The sequence below is a fragment of the Roseovarius sp. BRH_c41 genome (assembly GCF_000961715.1).
GTDB lineage: Bacteria > Pseudomonadota > Alphaproteobacteria > Rhodobacterales > Rhodobacteraceae > Roseovarius.
Genome location: NZ_LADY01000050.1, coordinates 41583 through 65020, shown reverse-complemented (window position 1 = coordinate 65020; position 23438 = coordinate 41583). Strand labels below are relative to the sequence as shown.

The window sequence follows — 23438 nt, the reverse complement described above, 5'->3', positions numbered from 1 at the left end:
AGTGGTTTAGTTTCAGGTGAAAGGAAAGCTGTTATGTATCTGAGACCACGCGGCCCCAATTTATTTGTTGATCCGATCCAATCGGGCCGTGGCGGCGGCACGCATAGGGTCGGTTTCCGGAAGGCTTTCGGCCAAGGTGCGCGCATTGTCGGCGGCGTTCTGGGCAGCATCAAAGTCACCCAATACACTGTACGCCTCCGCAAGCCGAAGCCATCCTTCAAGATTGTCTTGGTCATCCAACAATCGCGCCGCCAAGCGGTCAACCATGGAGCGGACGAAAGCGCTGCGTTCCTCGACCGACATGTCCTGAGCGGCCTCGATATCGGCCGCACCGGGGCTACGCGCGTCCCGAGAGTCCGGAAAGAAATCAGCTAGGGTGACAGGGCTCTCTCCAACCTGTTCCCCCAATCGGTTGGCGACAGACAGGAAAAGTTCCATCCACGGATAGGCGCGATCCGCTCTCTTGAGGCGCTCGATCAAAAGCGTCCTCGCTTCATCTGGAACCCCGTCCTGTTCGAGGATCCGGGCTCTATAGAAAATTGGGCCTGGATCATCGGGGTCCATCTCCGATGCGCGTTCGATCACGCTTTCCGCTTGCGGCGTCACGATCCCGTTCTCGGCTGCGATCAAGGCCTCGGCATATAGCAATAGGGTTGAGATATCTGCATTGTCGCGGACAGTGACGCGTTCGAATGCATCGGCGGCATCATCGTAACGAGCCATACGCATATAGGTCTGACCGAGCAGAACCCAACCATCACTTGGTCCACCAGACTCGTCTGCTTCAAGCCGGGTTTTTAGTCTCTGGGTCAACTCTGAGAGGTTTGCGGCTTCCTGGGTTTCAGATGCGCGAGACGCCAGAGGCTGGCTTTCGATCTGTGGCGAGCCGATTTGAGAATACAGAGCGAAGGCTACCAATGGCGTGGCAATGGCGGACGCGAAGATGGTGCTTCGCCCACTTGCGCGCGACGATTCACGTGTCGCAAGCCGACCGGCAGCCAGAATGCGGCGTTTGATTTCAACCCTGGCCGCGTCGGCCTCGGTAACGGATATCAGATTCCGCTCTTGATCAGTATCAATTTCGGAAAGCTGATCCTTGAGGATAACCAACGCTCCATCCTTTCTGTTCAGGACTTCACCCGTTCGATAGAGACCGGACAAGAACAGAAGGACAGTGATGGATGCCATCGCGCCTAACACCAACCAAATCATGGGTCTCTCCGTCCTTCATTTTCATGAAAAATGGCTTCGAACTCACGCTCTTCATCGGGGCTCAGTGGATCAGCAGTGCCATCAAGAACGGCCCTGCTTCGGCACCTGATTGTGACAAAGACAACGCCAATCCCAACGGCAAAAAGAACCGCTGGTCCGAACCACAACAGATACGTGGCGGGTTTCAGTCGCGGCCTGAACAGGACGAAGTCACCATATCGATCTACGAAAAACGCAATGATCTCGTCATTTGTTTCACCTGCAATCAGACGTTCGCGCAGCAAGGTGCGCATCGTTCGGGCAACACCCGCATTTGAGCTATCGATATCCTGATTCTGGCAGACAACGCAGCGTAGCTGCTTTGAGAGCTCCCGGGCGCGCGACTCAAGCACCGGATCATCCAGCAACTCATCTGGCTCCACAGCCCATGCCGCGGTTGTTGCGGCAAGCATCAGCACCAGTGAATAGAGCCAACTCTTCATGATTGACCACCTGCTGCGGCCAACGCAGCACGAATTTCATCCTGTGCCTCTGGCGTCACAATGGGACCAACGTAGCGATAGACTACGATACCGTTCGCATCGATCACAAACGTCTCAGGCACCCCCGAAATACCCCATTCGATACCGACCCGGCCCTCGCTGTCTGATCCGATCCTCTCATAGGGGTTGCCAAGCTCCTCCAGCCAGTTTGCGGCATCTGCTGGTTTGTCCATGTAGTTAATCCCCATCAGCCGAACACCGTCCTGTTCAACAAGCCTGGTTAGCACCGCATGCTCAGCACGACAGGGCACGCACCATGAAGCGAATACATTGACCAAAACCGGCTCGCCAATGCTACGAAGGGCTGCGGCCGACAGTCCGGGGGTCTGCGTGCTCTCTACCGGTGGAAGCTCAAAATCCGGAACTGGTTCGGAGACCAAAGCGGAAGGAATTGCGTTAGGATCTCGGTCTGGGTTGAGCCCCCAGAACAAAAATCCACCCAAGACCACTGCGACCAGCGCTGGCATCGCGAGAAGGATTTTCTTCATCATATCATTCCGCCGGTTGAAGCGCTGACGACCGGCTTTTTGGCGACGGCGCACCCACCCGCAATCTGCGGTCCGATAGCGAAAGGGACCCGCCAAGCACCAGCATCGTCGCTCCGATCCATATCCAATTAACCAGTGGTTCGTAGAGAATGCGCAAATTCCACTGGCCCGACGCCTTTTCGGTCGCAGGCTCACTGATGGTGACGTAGAGATCACCTCTGAGCGTTGATCGGATTGCAGATTCGGTTGTGGACGTCCCCGCAACTGGATAGTTTCTGCGCTCTGGACGAAGAAGCGTAATCTCCTGTCCATCTTTCAAGACGCGAAGCTGGCCTTGTTGTGCGATGTAGTTTGGACCACGCAACCGTTCGACACCGTCGAATATTACCTCAAAACCGGCGATTTCCACGGTCGTCCCCGGTTCTGCGAAAAGAACACGTTCTTCCTTCCAGGCTGTGGAACCTACAAACCCAAGCACAAGCATTGCAACGCCAAGATGCGCGAGCGTCATACCGTGCGCAGCGCGCGGCAAGTTCCGCGCGCGACGCAGCGACTGTGAAAGGGGTAAATCAAAGAGCTTGATGCGCAACGCCCATTCGCGCAACGTTGCAACAAAAACCCAGGCTGCAATCCCTATTGAGACCACTGCAAGCAGGGGCCCGTCTGTCTGAAGGTACCAAACGATCCCCGCAACACCAATCGCGATACCAAAAACCAAACGCAGCCGCTGCCAGATACCGGGAAGATCGGCCCGTTTCCAAGACAGGAATGGGCCAATTCCCATGATGATGACTAGCGGCAGCATGAAAGGGATAAACGTCGCGTTGAAATACGGTGGTCCTACAGAGATCTTTTCATCAGTCACCGCTTCCACAAACAACGGATAGAGTGTTCCAAAAAGGACGGTCGCCGTTGCGGTCGCGAGCAGAAGGTTGTTGAGCAAAAGCCCCGCCTCGCGGCTAATCGGCCGAAATACGCCACCCGATCCAAGCTGAGGCGCGCGCCATGCGTAAAGTGTCAGTGAGCCGACAATGGTTACGCCAAGAAGGCCGAGAATGTACACGCCGCGCGCCGGGTCGACCGCGAACGCGTGAACGGATGTCAAAATGCCGGATCGGACGATAAATGTCCCCAGAAGTGACAGTGAAAAGGTCAGGATGGCCAAAAGAATGGTCCAGCTTTTGAACGTGTCCCGCTTTTCCGTGACGATAGCGGAGTGCAGGAGTGCCGTACCCAGCAGCCATGGCATGAAGGATGCGTTTTCCACCGGGTCCCAAAACCACCAGCCGCCCCAGCCAAGTTCGTAATAGGCCCACCAAGAGCCGAGTGCGATCCCCGCAGTGAGGCTGATCCAGGCCGTCAGAGTCCAAGGCCGCACCCAACGCGCCCATGCGGGATCCACCCGACCCTCTATCAGAGCCGCGACCGCGAAGGAGAAGACGATCGAGAAGCCGACATACCCAAAATACAAGAGCGGGGGATGCATCGCCAACCCGATGTCCTGCAGCAGAGGATTAAGGTCTGTGCCATCCAGAGGCGGCGGAAACACCCGCTCGAACGGATTGGATGTAAAGAGCATGAAGCTCAGGAAACCGACGCTGATCCAGGCTTGAACGGATAGAGTTCGCGCTTTGAGACCAACCGGAATGTTTCTGCCCAGCAGCGCGACCCCAGCCCCGAAAAGTACGAGAATAAAGGTCCAGAGAACTAGAGACCCTTCGTGGCTGCCCCAAGTGCCGGCAACCTTGAAGATCATCGGCTTCAGAGAGTGGGAATTTTCAACCACGTTTCGAACCGTGAAATCACTGACAACAAAGGAGCGCATGAGCGCGCCAAACGCAATTGCAACTAACGTCACCTGAAGCACCGCTGTTGTCTTTGCACTTTCCATCCAAAGCACGCGTCCCGTGCTTGCTCCGACAATTGGCAAGATGCTTTGAACAATCGCGACGGCAAGCGCGAGGGTAAGGGCGAATTGTCCGATCTCAGGTGTCATTTTGCGTCCTCCTGAGTAGCGCTTCTGCATCCGAGCCGGACAAGGTTTCCGCATCGGGATAGTTCAGCATGTTCATCGTCCATTCTAGTGAGATCATATCGCGACATTCTCCACTTTCCGCCTGTGTTCGCTTCTGTGAATCGCAACCGAGTTGGGGTTGGGCGGAAAACCGAATGGGATGAAGTTCTTTGCGCGTGCATGCCGTGAGCAGGATCCGACAATTGATTCGCGTCCTTTGTAGTTCCTGTAGTCGCTGTAGGTTCAAGCGTTATTTTAGACTGATACCTTAAAAAATGACCCATGCTTGCAGTGCATCTGCGTAGCAGCTTTGTATCTGCAGGCCCGGTTTCCGCAGGCGTCGGATTTAGCGGAAATTGCCGTTGCCTTCCCTTGATGGCCACCTGCAGGGTCAGACGAAGCAGCGAAACATTGAGTGACGGCAGGTTTTGAAGCGCTGAATAGAGAGCATTAGCTTCACAGGTGCGTGACGTGCTGCCGCAGGGCAAGAATCACGCTTGAACCTACAGTAGCTAGAGGGTGTAAACGCGCTTAAAATATAGAATCAAATTCGGGCGGAGCGGCGTGAAGCTTTCAGGTCTTCAAAAAGTGCTATGGGTATTGGCGGGCGTCGCGGCGCTCGTTTTCATCTGGCTGTTACTGTGGGCGGACTACCGCGCCGATATTTCCCAAGCCGAGACCGAACCACCTTTCCTTGCGCAGTTCGAACTGACGGACCATATGGGCATGATCCGCACCGAAGAGGACTTTGCGGGTCGCTGGATGCTTGTGTTCTTCGGGTTCGCCAATTGCCCAGATGTCTGCCCGACGACGCTTGCAGAGGTGGCGGCGGTCATGGATGGACTTGGCGAGGATGCCGCAAAAGTGCAGCCGATCTTCATCTCGATTGATCCCGAACGCGATACGCCAATGGCTCTTGCCGACTTTGTGCCGCGCTTTGATGCAGGCATCATCGGTCTGACCGGAACATCCGATCAGATCGCTGAGACCGCTGAAACCTTTCCGATCTACTTCGAACGGATCGAAGAGGCCAGCGCGCCGGATGGCTATACAATGGGGCACACATCGCACCTGTTCCTTTTTGATCCGCAGGCGGGCTTCGCCGATTCCTGGCCCTACGGCACACCCGCCGAAGAGATCCTTGCGGATCTGAGAGAGAGGATCTGATCGCCATGACCCGACTTTCCGGAGAAACGGCCCTTGTTCTTGCTTGGATCATTGCGCTTATCTCATCGCTTGCCGTGCTCTTTATTGGCGAGGTTCTTGGTCAAACGCCTTGCGTCCTTTGCTGGTTCCAGCGCGCCTTCATGTTCCCCCTGGCTGTCGTTCTTGGGCTCGGGCTGTGGTGGCAAGATCCTCGCGTGGGGCGCTATGGCGTTGCGCTGGCGCTTGGGGGGGCGGCGGTGGCGTTGTATCACATCGGCCTCTATGTCGGGCTGATCCCCGAGGCGATCCAGCCCTGCAAGGCGACCGGCCCCTCTTGTACCGACGACAACCAGGTGGTCTTCGGCATTCCGATTCCGCTGATGGCGCTTGTCGCCTTCACGATGATCGGGGTGCTGTCGGCCATTTCACTGAAGGAAAAACAAACATGAATCGACGCGGTCTCGTTCTATCCGTTCTGGCTGTTGGTGCCGCAGGTTTTGGCGGCGCGGCCTGGTATGCCACCCGCCCCCAACCCATTGCAGAGGCAGTCCCTGTCGCGCCTGAAGTGAACGATGTGCTGATCCGGCCCTATTCCCCGATCCTCGGCCCCGAAACGGCACCTGTCACGATTGTCGAGTTTTTCGATCCAGCTTGCGAGGCCTGCCGCGCCTTCTATCCCGTGGTCAAGGATATCATGACTGAGCACGGTGATGCGGTCCGTGTCGTCATTCGATACACTGCCTTTCACGGGGACGCTTCGGTGGAAGCGATCCGTGTTCTCGAAGCTGCGCGGATGCAGCATGTGTTCGAACCCGTGCTGGAAGCGGTCCTGCGCGAGCAGCCGCGATGGGCGTCCCATGGCACTCCGGCACCGGGTTTGATCCTTGAGATTGCCGCAAGCGGTGGTCTGGATGTCGAAGCTGCTCGGACACAGATGCTGGCCCCCGGTGTCGTGGCCGTGCTCAATCAGGACCGCGCTGATGTCGAAGCGGTTGGCGTTCGACAAACGCCCACGTTCTTCGTCAACGCCAAGCCATTGGACCCGTTTGGTGAGGCAGAACTGCGGCGACTGGTGGCGGCGGAAGTTGCGGCCAGCCAAAGTTGATGCTCGGCCAGATACAGGAGAATTCTTCATGACAAAACTATCTTACATCAACGGTTTGACCCTTGTCTTACTGCTCTCGGGCATGTCGACTCCGGCATTTGCCGGTTCGGAGGATGTGGTCGTCGAAAACGCGTGGTCCCGTGCTTCAATCGGGGTCAACCGCCCTGGTGCGGCCTATATGACTGTGCGCAACACCGGTGAAGACACGGTCACGCTGACCGGGCTTACAACACCACTGGCCGTGATGCCCCAGATCCATGAGACGAAAACCAACGCCGACGGCGTCAGTTCTATGGCGCCTGCTGACGAAATCACGATTGAACCGGGCCAAAGCGTAGCATTGGAACCGGGAGGGCTGCACGCCATGCTCATGAAGCTGCAAAACCCGATGATCGAAGGCGAGACCTTCCCACTGACACTGACGTTCTCGGACGGTGGTGAAGTGACTGTTGAGGTCCCAATTCTGGGGATCGCCGCGCGCGGGCCGGAGAGCTGATGCAGCGTCGACATGTGGTCCAATACGGTGCAGCCGGTGTAGGCGCTGTCGCTCTGATGCTCGGCGTCGGTTGGTGGCGGGTGGATGGTCCCGGTGCACCAAAACCGGCCGGCCAAAGGCCTCTCCCCCTGTCGGCGATGGATTTCCGACTGACCGATCACGAAGGCAATGAAGTGGGCCCGGAAACCCTGATCGGACGCCCGACCATGGTGTTTTTCGGGTTCACCTACTGCCCGGATGTCTGCCCCACGACGTTATCGGATATCTCAGGTTGGCTTGAAGATCTCGGGGACGACGCCGCGCGGATGAACGTGGTCTTCATCACAGTCGATCCGGAGCGGGACACGGTCGAGGCCATGGCCGAATATGTCGGCTATTTTCATCCGGCTATTCGCGGCTGGACTGGGCCGGCAAACCAGGTTGCCCGCGCTGCAGAAGGATTTCGTGCCTCGTATGAGCGCGTCCCGACCGAAGGCGGCGACTATACAATGAACCATACGGCAAGCGTATTCCTGTTCGATGCCAAGGGTGAACTCGTCACCATGATTGACTATCACGAGCCAAGAGAATTCGCAGTGCCGAAGATCCGGCGTGCACTGACAGAAGACGTAGAGGGGGCAACATGAAGATTAGAATTGTTTTGGCGAGCGCTGTGGTCGCAGGCGCTTTTTCGCTGACCGCCATCGCCATTTCTGGCGTTCTTTCTAAAGAGCCAGTGCCTCCTGCGATTGCTGAAGCGACCCTCTGGACTCCCGATCCGCTCTCGATGCCTCAGATCGCCGACTACGATGTGACACCGCCCGCTGCATTTCACGCCGACAATGCTAGCCCAATGCGACCTCTGCCGCTCTTGCAATCTGTCTTCGCAGAAACCGCCTTGCCCGAGATTGAACCGCCTTTGATCACTTGGTCGCGTGAGATCGCGTCGGGCGAGACGCTGGATGCGGTCCTGGCGAACGCGGGTATCGCTGCGCCTGCGCGTGCCGAAATCGCGCTCGCGCTTGGTGCAGAATATGACCTGCGCCGATTGCGCCCGGGCCATGAGATCACTGTGATCTCAAAGGTGGACGGAAATCCGAGCCGCGTGGAACTGGCAGTTGACGATGGGGTGCGGATCGAAACGGTCTTTGGTCAAGAACTTGTCACACGCGTGTTGGAGCCAGACCCTGAAATGGTGACGTTCGCGGGCGAGGCAGTGATCGAAAGCTCTGTCTTCGCGGCGTTGGACAAAGCAGGCATCCCTGCTCGTTTTGCGGTCGACATGGCGCAGATGCTGGGCGGCACAGTAGATTTTCGACGCGAACTTTCCGGTGGCGAGACGATGCGTATTCTTTGGCGCGAAGCCCGCGACGGAAACGAGAGGATCGGTCAGCCCGAACTTGCCTTTGCCACACTGGACCTTGGTGAAACGGTCTACGAGATCGTCTGGCCGGATGACGGCAGCGGTGAAGCAACGATCTATGTCGATGGAGAGGTCCTGCGTGTTTTTGCCCAACCGGTGGAAGGAGCGCGGCTGAGTTCCGTCTTTGGCCGTCGCACACACCCGGTCTATGGGAATGTGCGCATGCACACCGGGGTCGACTTTGCTGCGGCCCGCGGTACGCCGGTGAAAGCGACAGCACCCGGACGCGTGAGCTTCATCGGACGTCGTGGTGGATATGGCCGGGTGGTGGAGATAGCGCATGGATCCGACACCCTGACACGATACGCACATCTCAGCGAGGTGCCGGACACACTCGAACAAGGGCAGCGCGTTTTGGCCGGAGACATGATCGGTCGCGTCGGTGCGACCGGCACCGCGACCGGCCCAAATCTCCATTATGAGGTTCTAGTCGATGGTCGCCCGACCGATCCTCTCTCAGACGACAGACTGGCAGAGGCGGCCGAGCGGGATGCGGATGACACGGCTGCACTTGAGCGATTGGCTGAGGCACGCTCGCTACTGGCCGAGAGGCTCACCAGCGAATTTGTGCAAACAACAACCGAAAGGCTTTAATCCATGAAACGACTGGCTCCCGCCCTTGCAGTCACGCTGGCCTTGTTTCCCGCAGCGCAAGCGGTCGCCGATGCGATCCAGATTGATGTCCGGAAGACAAACGGCTGCGGCTGTTGTCTGTCCTGGATGAAGCACCTCGAGGAAAGCGGATTCGCGCCGACAGGCGAGGACATGTTCGGGGGATCTCTTGTGCGCTTCAAACTCGACAATGGCGTGCCTCAGCGCATGGTCTCCTGCCATACGGCTTTGGTCGACGGCTACGTGATCGAAGGACATGTACCGGCATCAGACATTCAGCGTTTGTTGGATGAGCGTCCAGATGCAGTGGGGTTGGCGGTGCCCGGAATGCCCTATGGATCGCCGGGCATGGGACCGGAAGACGATCGAGAGGCTTATGAGGTCTTCCTGATCCGCGGCGATGGATCGACCGAGATCTTTAGCAGTTATTCGGCCGCTGACTGACGTATCGACGAGACCTCAACGCTTGGAACCCCTCTCCCCAATTACCCTTGGCTTTCTAGGAAGTCTGGCCGCCGGATCGCTGACAGCGGTCGGGGCGATCCCCGTTCTTTTCGGGCGCATCCCATCCCGGGCTACACGCGATCTGCTACTTGGCTTTGCAGCGGGTGTCATGCTCGCTGCATCGTTTTTCTCGCTGATCATCCCGGCTCTCGATGCAGCCGAAGGACAGTTCGACAACGGTGCTCTCCCGGCGGCCATCGTTTGTGTTGCTATCTTGCTTGGCATGGGCGCGGTCGCTCTGATGAACGAACGGCTGCCGCATGAGCATTTCAAGTCGGGGCGGGAAGGCCCTGACTCTGCTTCGCTGCGCCGCGTCTGGCTCTTCATCATCGCGATCACGATCCACAATTTCCCCGAAGGACTCGCCGTTGGTGTCGGGTTCGGGGCTGACGGTCTTTCTGGTGGCTTGCCGCTTGCGATTGGCATTGGGCTGCAAAACGCTCCCGAGGGTCTCGCCGTAGCGGTCTCATTGCTTGGTGAGGGATATTCCAGGCGCCGTGCGTGGGGCATTGCCGCCCTGACAGGTCTTGTCGAGCCGGTAGGCGGGCTTCTTGGGGCTGGGATCATCAGCATCTCGCAGCCGCTGTTGCCATGGGGCCTCGCCTTCGCCGCCGGGGCGATGCTCTACGTCATCAGCCACGAAATCATTCCCGAAACCCACCGTTCTGGCCATCAAAACAGGGCGACACTCGGTCTCGCGGTTGGCCTGGTGATCATGTTGTTCCTCGATGTATGGCTGGGAGGATGAGATGAAACAGTCCCATTTCCAAGGTTTCTTTGCGGCTGGAACTGCTTTTCTTGTCGATCAGGTGACAAAAGCAATTGTCGTCGCCAATGCGGCAGATTTGAGCGCCGGAGTTCCGGTCTTTCCCGGTTTCAATCTCATCTACCTGCGCAACGATGGCGTGACATTTGGATTACTTGGTGGAGCGCCATGGTGGAGCCTTACAGTGTTGGCCCTCGCGGTCTGCGGCTGGTTGACTGTCATGTTATTGCGCACTGACAACCGGGCCGAGGCTATCGCCTATGGTGCGATTATCGGTGGCGCGCTCGGCAACGTCCTCGACCGCATCCGGTTTCGGGGTGTGACGGACTTCCTCGATTTCTATGTCGGATCCACGCATTGGCCCGCCTTCAACATGGCGGATGTTTTCGTGGTCAGTGGCGTGGGCCTACTGCTCATAGCCCCTTGGTTGAGCGCCAAGTTGAAAACTGGCACATGATGGCGGGCTTGCGACCACTGACGGGTCGTGGCCGTTACATTCCCCTGCGATCAGGGATTAGCTTTGCAGCGGGCGGTTTAACGGTTTTAACCCTTCCACCATTCTCATGGCTGATCGTTGTTCCGGTCGCCTTCTCAGCACTCTTTCTCGTCCTCCGGCAGGTTTCGACAGCGCCCGCCTTCTTCATCGGCTGGGTCTTCGGAATGGGCCAGTTCGGGTTTGGAGTTTCCTGGATCGCCGAGAGCTTCTACGTCGATGCCGAACGTTTCGGTGCCCTTGCGATCCCGGCAGTCGCGGGACTGTCCGCCGGACTGGCCATATTCCCAGCGATTGCGGCGATGTTATTTGCCACCATCATGCAGCGCCGTGCTGTCGGCGGCATTACGGCAGGTCTTCTGCTTGCAACCTGCTGGGTTGCCGCAGAATGGCTGCGCGGTCATGTCCTGACGGGGTTTCCCTGGAACCTTGCCGCTTATGCTCTTGTCGAACATGCCGCCCTGCGCCAACCGGCCGCCTGGGTCGGAAGCTATGGGCTAAGCTTTCTCACGGTCTTTATCGGGCTGTTGCCCGGTGTGTTGATTGTGGCGGCACCAAACAGACGCGTGCCTGTTCTCGTGCTCTTCGCCGCTGCGGTGATGGGCCTCTGGGGTGGCGGCGCGCTGCGTTCAGGGACGGATGTGCCGCCGACGGACATCGCTTTGCGCATCGTCCAGGGCAATGTGCCGCAAGTCGAGAAGTGGGCACCGGGCAGCCGCGAGCGAACACTGGAAAAATACTTGAGCTTGTCTGCGCAACCTGGACGCTTCGACCTGCTGCTGTGGCCGGAAACGGCCTTTCCCGGTTTTCTGGACGAGGACGCCTTGGCGCGCAGGCGGTTATCCACGGTTCTGCCAGACGGCAGGATCCTTTTGACAGGAGTGCCTGACCGCGTAGAGGGCGATGGGGAAACCCGATATTTCAACACGGTTCAAGCCTATGACGGCAACGGCGAAATTCTGACGGGATATGCAAAACATCATCTTGTTCCGTTCGGGGAATATGTGCCCCTGAGAGGCTGGCTGCCGATCGAGCGGCTCACCGAAGGTTTGGGCGATTTCACGCCAGGACCAGGGCCACGCACGCTGGCGATCCCGGGTGCGCCTCTGGTCGCGGTGGCGATCTGTTACGAGATCATTTTTCCGGGCCAGGTGGTCGATGACCTTTTTCGCCCCGACTGGATTTTCAACGCAACAAATGATGCCTGGTTCGGTACCAGCATCGGCCCCGAGCAGCACCTCGCCTCCGCGCGCATGCGCGCGGTCGAAGAAGGGCTTCCTGTGGTCCGGGCGGCCAACACGGGGATTTCCGCGATCATCGACGCCAAGGGAGAGATCATCGCGCGCCTCGAGACCGGACAAACTGGAGTCATAGATGCCATCCTGCCGACAGCGCTTGCGCCTACACCTTACGCACGTTTCGGTGATTGGACATCGCTGGCGCTCATCTGTGCGGTCTGGGCCTTAGCCTTTACCGTCGGATCGGCCAGACGACGTTTCAATTCAGAAAAATCAAAATCGGAGGAATCGTGATGCTGGTGCTCGCAGGCTTTGTCGGAGGGGCGCTCTGGGGTGGCTATCTGGCGCAACGGCAGAAAGGGAACCGCCTGGATATACTTCAATACGCGACAGGCTTCGGTATTGCTTTCGGCCTACTCGCTTTTTTCGCCTCGGTGATCCTCTTGCGCATCACGTCTTGAGATTGCTTTGGCACCGGCAACGAATTGAAACGACTGTTCAACATATTACTGTACTTGCTCCTGGCGATTTTTGCATCAGGACTGGCCGTATCCGGTGTCGTCTACTTTCTTTTGCGCGCCTCCGTCCCCGACTATGACGAGGATTTCAGTGTTGCGGGAATCGAAGGTCCAGTCGATATTCTGCGAGATGCTGCGGCCATACCGCACATTTCTGCAGACTCCGCTGCGGACGCCTATTTCGCGCTTGGTTTCGTTCACGCTCAGGACAGGCTTGGCCAGTTATTGAGGGCAAGGCGGGCAGCGCAAGCCTTGTTGCCACTTGACCAGACGATCGAAGTCGAGCCTTCGACAGCCCAAGCGCTCGACGCATATGCCGCTGGTGTCAACGCGTGGCTTGGTCTGGTATCCGAAGGCGGGCGCGGCAGAGGCTCACCCGATCTGTTGATCGCGGATGAGAGAATGATCGCTGCCTGGAGACCCGTCGATAGTCTCAGACTTGCCCAAGCGTTTCTGAACGATCTTCAACCCGAGAGACGCCAGAGTGACCTGTCCGGCTTGTCAGATCGACCTCTTTTGCCCGAGCTGTTTGTGACCTCGCCCAAGGTCAGCCTCGATGCTTGGGCGTTGCCTGGAGACAGAACAGCTTCGGGAGCACCAATTCTCGCCGCCGATATACGTGGCCCCTTATCGCTGCCTTCTGAATGGTACCTGGCGGATATTCAACTCCCGACCGGAGCCGCGATTGGGGCTACAATGCCGGGTGTGCCCTTCATTGTCGTCGGTCGCAGCGAACGCGTCGCTTGGGCGTTCCGATCTCTGTCACTGACTGCCCTTAAAGAGCCAGTGAGTCCCACCGCTGCCAAGGCCGGCAATTTTCTGATGATGCTTGACCGTCTGGCGCGGTCCGCCGATGTGAACGATGCTATGGACGCAAGCATGAACCTGGCACCAGCCGGATTGGAGATTCTTGCCATCGGCCGAGAAATCCTTGCTCGCTGGCCTGACAGGGAGGTCGAAACGCCTTTCTCGTTTCGAGACGCCCGTCTGGCAGCTCTTGATGTGCGGCAACCGATATTCTCGGTCGAGGGCGCGATTGCGGCGCAGCGCGACACGGTCAGCACTGCCGCGCGGGCGCTTCTTCCTATAATGGCAAAAGAGCTCTGGTTCGTGGGTTCCGCAGGCGCTCTCGAAGAGAACCGCGCAGATGAGTTTCGCAGCGATATTCTGGGTCAACTTGCCCAATGGAATGGCGACATGGATCGCTTTTCACCGGAACCGCTCGTGTTCTGGGCCTGGGCGCGCGCGTTGCAAAAACGGATACTTCAGGATGAATTTCCATCCGCGACAACGGTCTGGGCCAGGCCAAATGCCGATATCCTATTTGCGGTGCTTTCAGATCGCGGAGGGAGCGCAATCTGGTGCGACATCCGCCCGTCCACCCGCATCGAGACCTGCCAGGATCAGGTTCGTGCGGCCCTGGATGATGCCATCGGCTGGCTTGTCGACCGCTACGGACCCGATCCGTCAGATTGGGTCTGGGGCGAAGCACACGCTTTGAATATGGGGTGGGCGCCAATCCGATCGAGTGGGATCATCAGCGATCTGCTGTCTCTCGAAGCCCCATCTTCGGGCGATCCATACACACTGATTGCAACGCTGTTCTCTTCTGACAATGACCGCCCCTTCGCGGCCAGCGCGGGCACCAATTTTCAGGCGGTCATGTCGTTTTCGGAAGAAGCCGGATCCTATTTCATCGCGCCAGCCGGTCAGTCCGGCCACCCGCTCTCACGTTTCTATGAAAACCTTTTTCTCATGTGGATGCAGGGCAAATATCTCACGATGTCCACTGATCTGTCCTTGGCCCGGGGTGGCGCTGTGGGAACATCCCGACTTTCACCGGTATCCGTCGATACGCCGACAATACAAAATGACAGGAGCCGATGATCACTTACTTCCTCCTTTTCGACCCGTTTGGGTATGCGATTTCGCCAGTGTCCCTTGTTTCCGTCAGCTTGGCCGCATGGGTCTACATGCGCGGCCTCGTGCGATCCGCTCGCATTCGCGGGACGGTGTCTATGTGGCGGCAAGCCCTGTTCCTCGCTGGCTTGACCTGCATTCTCGCGGCCACAAATGCGCCTCTGGCTTCGTTGGGGCATAGCCTCTTTTCGGTGCACCAAGTGGAGCACCTTCTCCTCCGCCTTGCAGGACCACTACTCTTCGCGGTCTCTCAGCCGTGGCGATTATTGCAAGCCGGTTTGAACAGACGGTGGCGTCGATACCTCGACGCTCTTGGAAAATCTTTTGCATTTCGGTTCTTGGCACATCCGGTAACCGCCACTGCCGCGCTCATCACGTCGCTCTTTATCTGGCAGATTCCAGTGCTTTACGGACTTGCTCAGCGCATCGCGGCGATCGAGGTGTTCGCCCATTTTGCGATGGTGCTGGCAGGGATCTGGTATTTCGGCATGCTCTTCGACCCGAGAGATCCCCCTGAGGGCGCGAGGCGCGGCGCAAGGCTGATCTCCGGTTTCGCGGTGATCGTTTCAAACATTTTTCTGGGTTCCTTGACGACACTCAAAGAGGTGAGCCTCTATGCTTCCTACCAAACGGCGGGAACCGGGTTTCTCGATCCCCTGTCCGACGAAACCATGGGTGGCTACACGATCTGGGTCCCGTCCTCGATGCTGATGATCGCCGCGATCATTCTGGTCATGAACGGGTGGAACGCGGCCGAGGTGCGTCGCTGGAATTCACGATACGAGTTGGTGCGAGGGTCAAACTCCGCGGCGCTCGAGTTTCCGGAAACGGCCGAAGAATTGCGTCTGAAAGTAGCAGAGCCAAACCGCGACATGGGCCGGACGCTCGCCATAGGTGCCTTGGTCATGTTCTTCATCGTCATGACGACGGTGGTGACAATTGTCTATGCGCTTTGAACAGAGGAGCAAATCAAAGGTTGTATCCACGTCTTTTCCCGCGATCGACATTCTCGCTGCACCGTCGTCGCAGTCAGAGATTTTGGGCACACTATCTCGGGCTGGCCAAGCTCAGAGGACACGAACGATTTTCTGCACTAAGGTTGACCATCAGAACAAATGCCAACCCACCAGCCTTTGACTGCTGACGCCGCCGCCTCCTGAGTCTTGCTTTTCTGAATTTCGCGAGAACTTGATGCTGCGCTACTTGCCGCTTTGAGATTGCAGGAGGGCGTGTTCGAAGGCCTCCAGCGTGGTCGTGCTGACGTGATGCTCGATCCCTTCCGCATCGCGTTCCGCAGTCTCTTCGTCGATTCCCAGGCTGAGGAGAAACGCGACGACGATCCTGTGTCGTCGGCGGCAGGCCTCGGCCAACTCCCGACCGGCATCCGTGAGGAATATGGCGCGGTAAGGTTCCCGCCGCACCAGGCCAGCAGCTTTGAGCCGCGAGATGTTCTTGGTCACGGTCGGCGGCTTCACTCCAAAACGTTCGGCGATTTCCACCGGCCTTGCCTCTCCGCGCGACTCGATCAGTTCGGCGATCAGTTCAACGTAATCTTCCGCCATTTCGCTCTCATGTGCCTGACGCACGGTCGCGAACCCCTCAGCCTGTGCTTCGGGAGCCCTGTCGACAGTTTCGAACGGTTCATGTTCCTGTGATTGCAGCTTTGTCATAGTTGGGACTTTGCAGGGAAACTGCAGGATTGACAACTTGTTTGCTTAGGGTAGATAAATTAGCCGTGTCTAACTTTTGAATTCGGAGACTGCGGTGATTCAGAAATTCCTTGGAGCGTTCATTGTCGCACTCGCAAGTGCGCTCGTCCTGTCCGGACCTGTCGCTGCGACGCCTGCCAAGGAGGCTCCATGGCTTCCCGAGGCGGCGGCCTACCGGCTGACTCTCTTCCTCGGAAATCTCGAACCGCTGCCTTGGGATGACGTCGGGACCGCCTGGGCCGAACCCTACCGGGGTTCGGAATTCTCTGTTGGTGCATTGGCATGGCTGGACGGCAACAGCGACATCGGACCCGCCCCCCTTCTGGACGCCATCACTCGCGAAGACCGCCAGGCGGTCTTTGCCGAGGCGACGCGGCTGATCGCGCGCCGGATCGACGAGGAACTGGACCGAGCAGTCATGGCCGACGACCCTGCACGTGCGCAGCAGGCCGTGCGGACAGCCCGAGAACTCTATCGCTCGTTCGCGGACGGTATCGCGGCTGCTGATCCCGACGCTTCGAGACGCATCGGCCTCGCCTGGCTGGAACTCAACAGCAGCACAGGTTCCGCCGGTGTTCTTGGTGCTGGTGCCACACCCGCGAGTCGCAAAACCATGGAAGCCGCGCGCGAAGTCATCTCCCTCTATCTCGCCGAGAATTACCTCGTTGACGATTTCGCGCCGCGCCGGACGCTGAGCGCGCTGCCGGAAACTGTTGTCCTGAGTGGCCGCACCATCGAGGTGCCGCCTAGCCTGCCGCCGGGGTCTGACATCTTCGATCAGGATCCGCTGCCGCGCCTCGTCCTCAATTTCGAGGAGCAGGGCATCGACGAGACCGACCTGCCATTGGTGGCCTATGGCGACATGCTATTCGACAGCGCGCAAATCTTTGGCAATCCGGCGCAGGGTCTCGGGGTCGCTTGTTCGACCTGTCACAACCGATCGGACGTTAACCAGAGGCTTTTCATTCCGGGTGCGAGCCATCAACCAGGCGCGATCGATGTCGATGGCGCCTTCTTCAACCCGATCTTCAATGACCGGCGTGATGATCCGATTGACATCCCCAGCCTCCGTGGCCTGCGCTTCACCGGGCCCTACGGCCGCGATGGCCGCTTCGCCTCCTTGCGCGATTTCACCCGCAACGTCATCGTCAACGAGTTCGGCGGCGATGAACCGACGCCCTTCATGCTGGATGCTCTGCTCGCCTACATGCTCGAATTCGACTTCCTGCCCAACTCCATGCTGACACCGGATGGTCAGCTGACCGAAGCCGCTCCCGAGGCAGCGCAGCGCGGCGAAGCGATCTTCAATACACCCTTCGCGGCGCTCGGCGACCGTTCCTGCTCCAGCTGCCACGTCCCGGACACGAACTTCCTGGACCGGCAGGCCCATGATATCGGCTCGGTTGCGTTGGCCTACGATGGCGCCCGCACCGGTGCGATGGATACACCCACGCTGCTCGGCACCGTCTACACCGCGCCCTATTTCCACGACGGGTCGCTGCCGACCCTGGCCGCTGTCGTGGACTGGTTCGACGAATCGAAGTCGCTCGGCCTGACCGGAGCGGAACGGGCCGACCTGACGGCCTATCTGGAGACCGTGGGCGCAGCGGACGAGCCCTATGAGGCATTCGACGCCGAGAACACCGCCTTCCGGCTGGCATTCTCCGAACTGACGACCTTCGCCTCGACGCTTGATACGCTGCTGCCGCAGCGGGATGCAAAACATATCCTGCTGCTGACCGACACCGTGGCCGCGGACCTTTCGGCGGACGCCAGCACAATGTCGAACCTGGCTGCGCGGCCTGAAGTCTACGCGTTGGCCCAACGTCTGGCCGAGGTTGGTGACGCCGTTCGTACTGATGACTGGGTGGCTGCCGAAACAAGCTGGACCGCGTTCAAGTCCGAAGCCGACGCAATCGAAGAGAGGGCATTCTGATGGCGATCCATATGAACCGCAGAACGATGTTGGCGCTGGCCGCTGCGGGCGCAGTATCGCTCGCAACCCCGCTGGCCGCGCAGGACACTGCGTTGCGGCTGGCTTTCATCCCGCAGGAGAACCCCGAGAAGCTCCTGGGCGACATAGAGGCCATCAGCGGCTGGCTGGCCAGTGAGATCGGCGTCCCCGTCGAAGGGTTCGTCACCATCGACCATGCGGCGGCGGTCGAGGCGCTGAGAAACGGCGACGCCGACATCTCCTTCATGGGCGCCCTGCCCTTCGTTCTGGCCGAGGCCGAGATCGGCGCGGTGCCGCTTCTCTCCGAGGTCTACCGCGACGCGCCGAGTTATACGGGACGCATTTTCGTGCGTCGCGACAGTGGCATCGGCGCGCTTGCAGACCTGCGCGGACGCGACATCGCATTCGCCGATCCGATCTCGGAATCGGGCTATCTCTACCCGCTCGCCGAATTCGTCGAGGCTCGGCTGATCGACGGCCCAGGCGCGGCGGAGGCATTCTTCGGCCGCGTCTTCTTCGCAGGCGGCTATCAGCAGGCCATGCAGGCGATGGCCGAAGGTCTGGTCGACGCTGCGGGTGCCAGCCAGTATGCCGACCTGCTCCTGACGCCGCAGCAGCAAGCACAGGTGACATGGATCGCGGAAAGCCCGCCAATCCCCAGCCATGTCGTGATCGCGCGACCCGGGTTGGATGCCGAGGTGCAAGACCGCTTCACCAACGCGATGCTGCGGCTCAACGAGCCCGAGAACCGCGACAAGCTGCGCTATCTCTACGGGCCGGACGGCTATGTCAGGGCCGACCCTGCCGCCTATGACGGCGTGCGCGACATGGCACGGCGATATGGGCTCCTGGAATGACCACCGCCATCCGGATCGACGACCTGAACTTTGCCCATCCGGGCGGGAGTGTTCCGGCGCTGGAGCGAGTCTCGCTTACGATTTCGACCGGCGAAAGCGTCGCTTTGCTCGGCCCGTCCGGGGCAGGAAAAACAACGCTGCTGGCATTGCTCGATGGCAGGCTCCACGGCTGGCGCGGGCGCGTTTCAGTCTTGGGTGCGCCGCTCGATCCAGACCAACCGCCGCCGCGCGCAAGCCGACCTGATACCGGTTTCGTATTTCAGGAATTCGCCTTGGTCGAACGCTCCACGGTTCTGCGCAACGTGCTCAACGGCCGCCTAGGCCGGATGGCGCCCCTGCGCGCCCTGCTGGGGTCGCCAAGGCCACATGATCTCGACATTGCGCGCACAGCCCTCACTGATTGCGGCATTGCCGATCTCGCCGAACGCCGGGTCGACAGTCTCAGCGGCGGCCAGCGGCAGCGCGTGGCCATTGCGCGGTGTCTCGCGCAGGAGCCACGGCTGATCCTCGCCGACGAGCCGGTGAGCAACCTCGACCCCACCCGCGCTGGGGAGGTCTTGGCGATGCTGACCGGGGCGGCGCAAGCGCGCGGCGCAACGGCGCTGTTTTCCTCGCACCAGCCCGACCTGGCGCGGCGTTTCGCGCAGCGCATCATCGGCATGCGGAACGGGCGGATCGTGTTCGATGTGCCGACATCCGAGTTGCAGGACGAGGCGACGGCGGCTCTCTACCGGGAGGCAGAGCCGATGCCCGGTTCCGGCCTCCGGGCGGTGTCCTGATGGGCCACCGCAGGTTCGGCGGCTTCGCGACCAGCACCCTGATCGCAGGCGCAATCCTCTGGTCCTTCGCCACGACCGATGTCGAGTTGTCGCGTCTCGTTTCGGCCGGTCCGCGGATCGCTGACTTTCTCGGGCGGATGTTCCCGCCCGATCCGACAGTGATGGCCGAGATCAGGAAGGGCAGCGCGGAAACGCTGAGAATAGCGATCCTCGGTTCCCTCGGCGCTGTGATCCTGTCGATCCCTCTGGCCATCCTCGCCTCCGAGACCATGGTCTCGCGCATGGTGTTCGGCCCTGTGCGCGCGCTGCTGGCCTTTATCCGGGCCGTGCCGCTGATCCTCGTGGCCATGCTTATGGTGGGCGCTGTCGGGCTCGGGCCGCTGCCCGGCATCATCGCGGTCGCCTTTCATGCAACGGGGATGCTCGCCAAGTTCTATGCCGAGGCGATCGACGGCGTGTCCCGCGCGCCGATCGCAGCACTGGAAAGCGCCGGCGCCGGACCGCTCGTGCGGCTCAGGCATGCGATCTGGCCGCAGATGGCCCCAGTCATTGCCCGCGACACGATTTTCCGGTTCGAACTGAACCTGCGCGAGTCGCTGATCCTCGGCATCGTCGGCGCGGGTGGGATCGGCTTCTACATCCAGACCTACGTGAGATCCTTCCAGTATGATAAGGCCGCCAGCGTCACGATTGCGGTCGTCGTCATGGTCATGGCCATTGAGGCGATCAACGTCGCACTGCGGCGCCGCTTCACCTGATCCTTAGGCGTAAATGTCGATCGGTGTCCCGTCCCTGACCATGGCATAGATTTCCTCGATCTGGCGGTCAGTGACGGCGATGCAGCCTGCCGTCCAGTCGCGGACATTCATTGGGTCGATCCCCTTGCGCGGTCCTCCGTGGATGAAAATGTCGCCACCGGGCGACTTTCCTTGAGCCTGCGCAAAAGCGATGTCTGCCGCGTTGGGATATGAGATGCCAATCGACAGGTGAAAGAGGCTCTCCGGGTTGCGCCGATCAATCACGTAGGAGCCCTCCGGCGTACGGCCGTCCCCCTCGAACTGCTTGTGACCTTCGGGCGCGAAGCCTAATCCGATGGGATAGGTCCGCAAGACGTCATCCACCCCGTCCAGAACCAGAAACCGCTGTGCCTTATACATGCGTAGCCGGGTCACTTCGGGTCCGTTGTAAGACCGGAACTTGCTGGCACAACCTGACAGGAAGGAGGCCAATCCGCCCATCAAAAAGGCGCGCCGTGGAAATCTGGTGTTTGTCACTGCTCGACGCCCCTTTTTGCGAGGTCTGTTGGTGCCAGAGGTTACTCTACCGAAGACGTCGGATCAATGACCGTGCGCCAGTGCTCCCTTCGCCATCTGCTCGCCCACCGGTTCACCGCCCGAAGGCCCGTCCTTGATCCGATGGCCGTTCAAAAGCCGCAGCGCATTGGCGACCACCAACAGGGAAACGCCTACATCCGCAGCGATGGCGCCCCACATCGAGGCCATCCCGAACGCGGTCAGCCCGACGAACAGCGCCTTTGTTGCCAGCGATATACCGATATTCTGGTGGATAATCGTCATTGTCCGCCGAGAGTGAGTAATCAGCCACGGCACTCGAGCCAGATCGTCGGTCATCAGTGCAATATCTGCCGTTTCGATCGCCGCATCCGATCCGACAGCCCCCATGGCAATGGCATAATGCGCGCGCGCCATTGCGGGCGCGTCGTTCACGCCGTCGCCGATCATCGCCACCATATCGTGGCATTCCACCAGTTCCTCGATGGCCTTCACCTTGTCTTCTGGCAAGAGTTCGGCGCGCACCTCGTCAATGCCGACCTCGGCCGCCACCGCACGTGCGGTGCGTTCGTTGTCGCCCGTCAACATCACGATTGTCTTCACACCCTGCGCGTGCAGACGCGCAACGATACCCTTTGCATCGGGGCGAATGCGGTCACGAAGCTCCAGCACGCCGGTCACGCCGGTCTCGTCACCCACGGCAACCAGGGTGCTGCCTGCCCCTTCGATCCGGTCCCGAAGATCCGCCGGAATGGCATTGCTGAAACCTTTCTCTTGGGCAAACCGATCTGATCCGAGCCAGATCGCGCGCCGGTCGGCGCGTCCTTCGAGCCCGCGCCCAGGCACGGTCCGCGTGTCCTCTGCGGCAGACACGGAAACACCATCGCTTTCTGCGCGCGCGAGGATGGCGCGTGCCAGCGGGTGCGAGGACCGCGCCTCCAGACTGGCTGCCAGCGTGATGATTTCGCGAGCGGAGGCTTCACCCAGCGGGTGAACCGCCGCCACCTCAGGCTCGCCCATGGTGATCGTTCCCGTCTTGTCCATCGCCAGCGCTGTGGTGCGCCCTGGCGCTTCGACATAAGCGCCGCCCTTGATGAGCACCCCTGCTCGCGCCGAAGCGGCCAGCGCTGCTACAATGGACACCGGCGTAGAAATGACCAGTGCGCAAGGACATGCGATGACAAGAAGGACCAGCGCATTGTAGAACCAATAGTCCCAGGCGCCGCCGAGCAAGAGTGGCGGCACCACCGCGATGGTGATCGCCACCGCCATCACGATGGGTGTATAAATGCGCGCGAATTTCGCCACCCATTGCTCGACCGGCGCGCGGCGGGCATGGGCATCACCGACCATACGGATGATCTTGGCCAACACTGTGTCGGAAGCTGCCTTGGTCGCTCGTACCGTCAGTGTGCCTTCGCCGTTGATCGTGCCGGCATAGACCTCATCGCCCGGCTCCTTTGGCACGAGCGCGCTTTCTCCGGTAATGGGAGCCTGATCGACGGCTCCCGCCCCCTCCACCACTTCACCGTCGAGGGGGATGCGGTCGCCGCCGCGCACAATGAAGCGATCGTTCACGGCGACCTCTGCCGCAGGCACATCGGTTTCGCTGCCATCTGATCGGATCACCCGAGCTGTCGGCGGCGCCAGATCCAGCAAGGCCGATACCGCGTTGCGGGCCCGCCCCACACTCCAGCTCTCAAGGTAAAGCGAAAGTGAGAAGAAAAACGCAACCGTCGCGGCCTCGAAGAATTCGCCCAGCCCGATGGCACCCGCCACTGCGACCACCATCAACAAGTTCATGTCAGGGGAAAACCGTCGCGCGGAAGACCAAGCCTTGGGCGCGACCAGCCAGACCCCGAAGAGAATTGCCACCGCGAATAACCCTGCTTCCGCGAGTGGCATCGGCATTTCTCCGTGCCCTGCGAATAGCCCGAGCGCACCACCCATGCCGGTTTCGACGATGTGGTAGAGAAAACCTGCCACCCAGAAGCCGCCGCTGAGCGCGGTAAACCGCTTTTGACGTGCCAGATGCGCGGCCTGATTCTCTGCTGCGTTGTCGGCGTCCCACGGTTTTGCGCTCATGCCGGTACTCGCGACCAGTTGCGAAATCTCGTTGTCCGAAATCCCGACTGCGGTATCCAGAATTGTCATCCGCCCATTGATGACATCGAACGCCAGATGCTCAGTCCCGCCGACTTTTGGACCGACCACCCTATTCAGGATTGCCACCTCTTCGGCACAATCCAGACCGGAAACTTGAAAACTTCGCCCATTCGACGGGATGGATTCTGCCGGTCCCGTGTTGGCTCCAGCACCGCAGCACGCAGCACCATCTCCATGAGAGTAGCGAGCTACGCTCGCATGTTTGTGATCATCAACATGATCGTG

The 23438-nt window shown here is 59.7% G+C and carries 24 protein-coding genes; 17 read left to right on the top strand and 7 right to left on the bottom strand.

The annotated features are described in order from the left end of the window. Positions 1-60: 60 nt before the first annotated feature. The 4 genes from ccmI to VR71_RS14620 are packed head-to-tail and all read right to left on the bottom strand — an operon-like array spanning position 61 to position 4238. A complete protein-coding gene (ccmI, locus tag VR71_RS14635; protein WP_027263709.1) occupies positions 61-1212 on the bottom strand; it encodes a c-type cytochrome biogenesis protein CcmI in 1152 nt (383 codons plus the stop codon). Further along, a complete protein-coding gene (locus VR71_RS14630) occupies positions 1209-1694 on the bottom strand; it encodes a cytochrome c-type biogenesis protein (RefSeq protein WP_037240132.1) in 486 nt (161 codons plus the stop codon). Before VR71_RS14630 ends, ccmI begins: the two co-directional genes overlap by 4 nt. Then, on the bottom strand, positions 1691-2242 hold the full coding sequence (locus VR71_RS14625; RefSeq protein WP_027263707.1) for a DsbE family thiol:disulfide interchange protein: 552 nt from the start codon (positions 2240-2242) through the stop codon (positions 1691-1693). The genes VR71_RS14630 and VR71_RS14625 overlap by 4 nt, the downstream gene beginning before the upstream one ends. A 4-nt stretch (positions 2243-2246) precedes the next feature. After that, positions 2247-4238: a heme lyase CcmF/NrfE family subunit gene (locus tag VR71_RS14620; protein ID WP_045685235.1), complete on the bottom strand. Its 1992-nt coding sequence runs from the start codon at positions 4236-4238 to the stop codon at positions 2247-2249. A 618-nt stretch (positions 4239-4856) separates the two neighbouring features. Here VR71_RS14620 and VR71_RS14615 point away from each other — a divergent pair. The 13 genes from VR71_RS14615 to VR71_RS14555 are packed head-to-tail and all read left to right on the top strand — an operon-like array spanning position 4857 to position 15412. Continuing rightward, complete coding sequence (locus VR71_RS14615; protein WP_008282981.1) at positions 4857-5423, top strand: SCO family protein; 567 nt, start codon at positions 4857-4859, stop codon at positions 5421-5423. Between the two features lie 5 nt (positions 5424-5428). Continuing rightward, entirely contained in the window at positions 5429-5851 is a 423-nt protein-coding gene (locus tag VR71_RS14610; RefSeq protein ID WP_037239850.1) for a disulfide bond formation protein B, read from the top strand. Beyond that, positions 5848-6507 (top strand): thioredoxin domain-containing protein, encoded by a 660-nt coding sequence (locus tag VR71_RS14605; RefSeq protein WP_008282983.1) that lies wholly within the window; start codon positions 5848-5850, stop codon positions 6505-6507. The genes VR71_RS14610 and VR71_RS14605 overlap by 4 nt, the downstream gene beginning before the upstream one ends. A 28-nt stretch (positions 6508-6535) precedes the next feature. After that, entirely contained in the window at positions 6536-7003 is a 468-nt protein-coding gene (locus VR71_RS14600; protein ID WP_008282825.1) for a copper chaperone PCu(A)C, read from the top strand. Beyond that, complete coding sequence (locus VR71_RS14595) at positions 7003-7629, top strand: SCO family protein (RefSeq protein ID WP_043872276.1); 627 nt, start codon at positions 7003-7005, stop codon at positions 7627-7629. Before VR71_RS14600 ends, VR71_RS14595 begins: the two co-directional genes overlap by 1 nt. Further along, complete coding sequence (locus tag VR71_RS14590; RefSeq protein WP_043872277.1) at positions 7626-8999, top strand: M23 family metallopeptidase; 1374 nt, start codon at positions 7626-7628, stop codon at positions 8997-8999. The genes VR71_RS14595 and VR71_RS14590 overlap by 4 nt, the downstream gene beginning before the upstream one ends. 3 nt (positions 9000-9002) lie before the next feature. After that, the gene (locus VR71_RS14585) at positions 9003-9461 is read left to right on the top strand and encodes a DUF411 domain-containing protein (protein ID WP_009820119.1); all 459 of its coding nucleotides are present in this window, start codon (positions 9003-9005) and stop codon (positions 9459-9461) included. Positions 9462-9483: 22 nt separating this feature from the next. Next, positions 9484-10269, top strand: a complete 786-nt coding sequence (locus VR71_RS14580; RefSeq protein ID WP_040652270.1) for a ZIP family metal transporter — start codon at positions 9484-9486, stop codon at positions 10267-10269. After that, the gene (gene lspA, locus VR71_RS14575; protein WP_009820121.1) at positions 10250-10744 is read left to right on the top strand and encodes a signal peptidase II; all 495 of its coding nucleotides are present in this window, start codon (positions 10250-10252) and stop codon (positions 10742-10744) included. Before VR71_RS14580 ends, lspA begins: the two co-directional genes overlap by 20 nt. Further along, the gene (gene lnt / locus VR71_RS14570; protein ID WP_045685214.1) at positions 10741-12312 is read left to right on the top strand and encodes an apolipoprotein N-acyltransferase; all 1572 of its coding nucleotides are present in this window, start codon (positions 10741-10743) and stop codon (positions 12310-12312) included. The genes lspA and lnt overlap by 4 nt, the downstream gene beginning before the upstream one ends. Continuing rightward, the gene (locus VR71_RS14565; RefSeq protein ID WP_043872279.1) at positions 12312-12479 is read left to right on the top strand and encodes a hypothetical protein; all 168 of its coding nucleotides are present in this window, start codon (positions 12312-12314) and stop codon (positions 12477-12479) included. The genes lnt and VR71_RS14565 overlap by 1 nt, the downstream gene beginning before the upstream one ends. Positions 12480-12503: 24 nt before the next feature. Beyond that, positions 12504-14423, top strand: coding sequence for a penicillin acylase family protein (locus tag VR71_RS14560; RefSeq protein ID WP_045685211.1), 1920 nt, complete (start codon positions 12504-12506; stop codon positions 14421-14423). After that, on the top strand, positions 14420-15412 hold the full coding sequence (locus tag VR71_RS14555) for a cytochrome c oxidase assembly protein (RefSeq protein WP_040652273.1): 993 nt from the start codon (positions 14420-14422) through the stop codon (positions 15410-15412). The genes VR71_RS14560 and VR71_RS14555 overlap by 4 nt, the downstream gene beginning before the upstream one ends. 243 nt (positions 15413-15655) lie before the next feature. On the opposite strand, the gene mntR is transcribed toward VR71_RS14555, so the two are convergent. Continuing rightward, the gene (mntR, locus tag VR71_RS14550; RefSeq protein WP_009820125.1) at positions 15656-16126 is read right to left on the bottom strand and encodes a manganese-binding transcriptional regulator MntR; all 471 of its coding nucleotides are present in this window, start codon (positions 16124-16126) and stop codon (positions 15656-15658) included. A 94-nt stretch (positions 16127-16220) separates the two neighbouring features. Here mntR and VR71_RS14545 point away from each other — a divergent pair, with 94 nt between their 5' ends. The 4 genes from VR71_RS14545 to phnE are packed head-to-tail and all read left to right on the top strand — an operon-like array spanning position 16221 to position 20513. Continuing rightward, a complete protein-coding gene (locus VR71_RS14545) occupies positions 16221-18101 on the top strand; it encodes a cytochrome c peroxidase (RefSeq protein WP_045685208.1) in 1881 nt (626 codons plus the stop codon). An 11-nt stretch (positions 18102-18112) separates the two neighbouring features. Beyond that, entirely contained in the window at positions 18113-18976 is an 864-nt protein-coding gene (locus VR71_RS14540) for a phosphate/phosphite/phosphonate ABC transporter substrate-binding protein (protein WP_240672228.1), read from the top strand. Further along, the gene (locus tag VR71_RS14535; RefSeq protein ID WP_045685196.1) at positions 18973-19755 is read left to right on the top strand and encodes a phosphonate ABC transporter ATP-binding protein; all 783 of its coding nucleotides are present in this window, start codon (positions 18973-18975) and stop codon (positions 19753-19755) included. The genes VR71_RS14540 and VR71_RS14535 overlap by 4 nt, the downstream gene beginning before the upstream one ends. Next, positions 19755-20513 carry a phosphonate ABC transporter, permease protein PhnE gene (gene phnE / locus VR71_RS14530; RefSeq protein WP_009820129.1) on the top strand — a complete coding sequence of 253 codons (759 nt, stop codon included), beginning with the start codon at positions 19755-19757 and terminating at the stop codon, positions 20511-20513. The genes VR71_RS14535 and phnE overlap by 1 nt, the downstream gene beginning before the upstream one ends. Before the next feature lie 3 nt (positions 20514-20516). Here the strand turns inward: phnE and VR71_RS14525 are convergent, their stop codons facing one another. Continuing rightward, complete coding sequence (locus VR71_RS14525; protein WP_043872282.1) at positions 20517-20993, bottom strand: L,D-transpeptidase family protein; 477 nt, start codon at positions 20991-20993, stop codon at positions 20517-20519. Between the two features lie 99 nt (positions 20994-21092). After that, entirely contained in the window at positions 21093-23279 is a 2187-nt protein-coding gene (locus tag VR71_RS14520; protein ID WP_009820131.1) for a cation-translocating P-type ATPase, read from the bottom strand. Positions 23280-23438 lie beyond the last annotated feature (159 nt).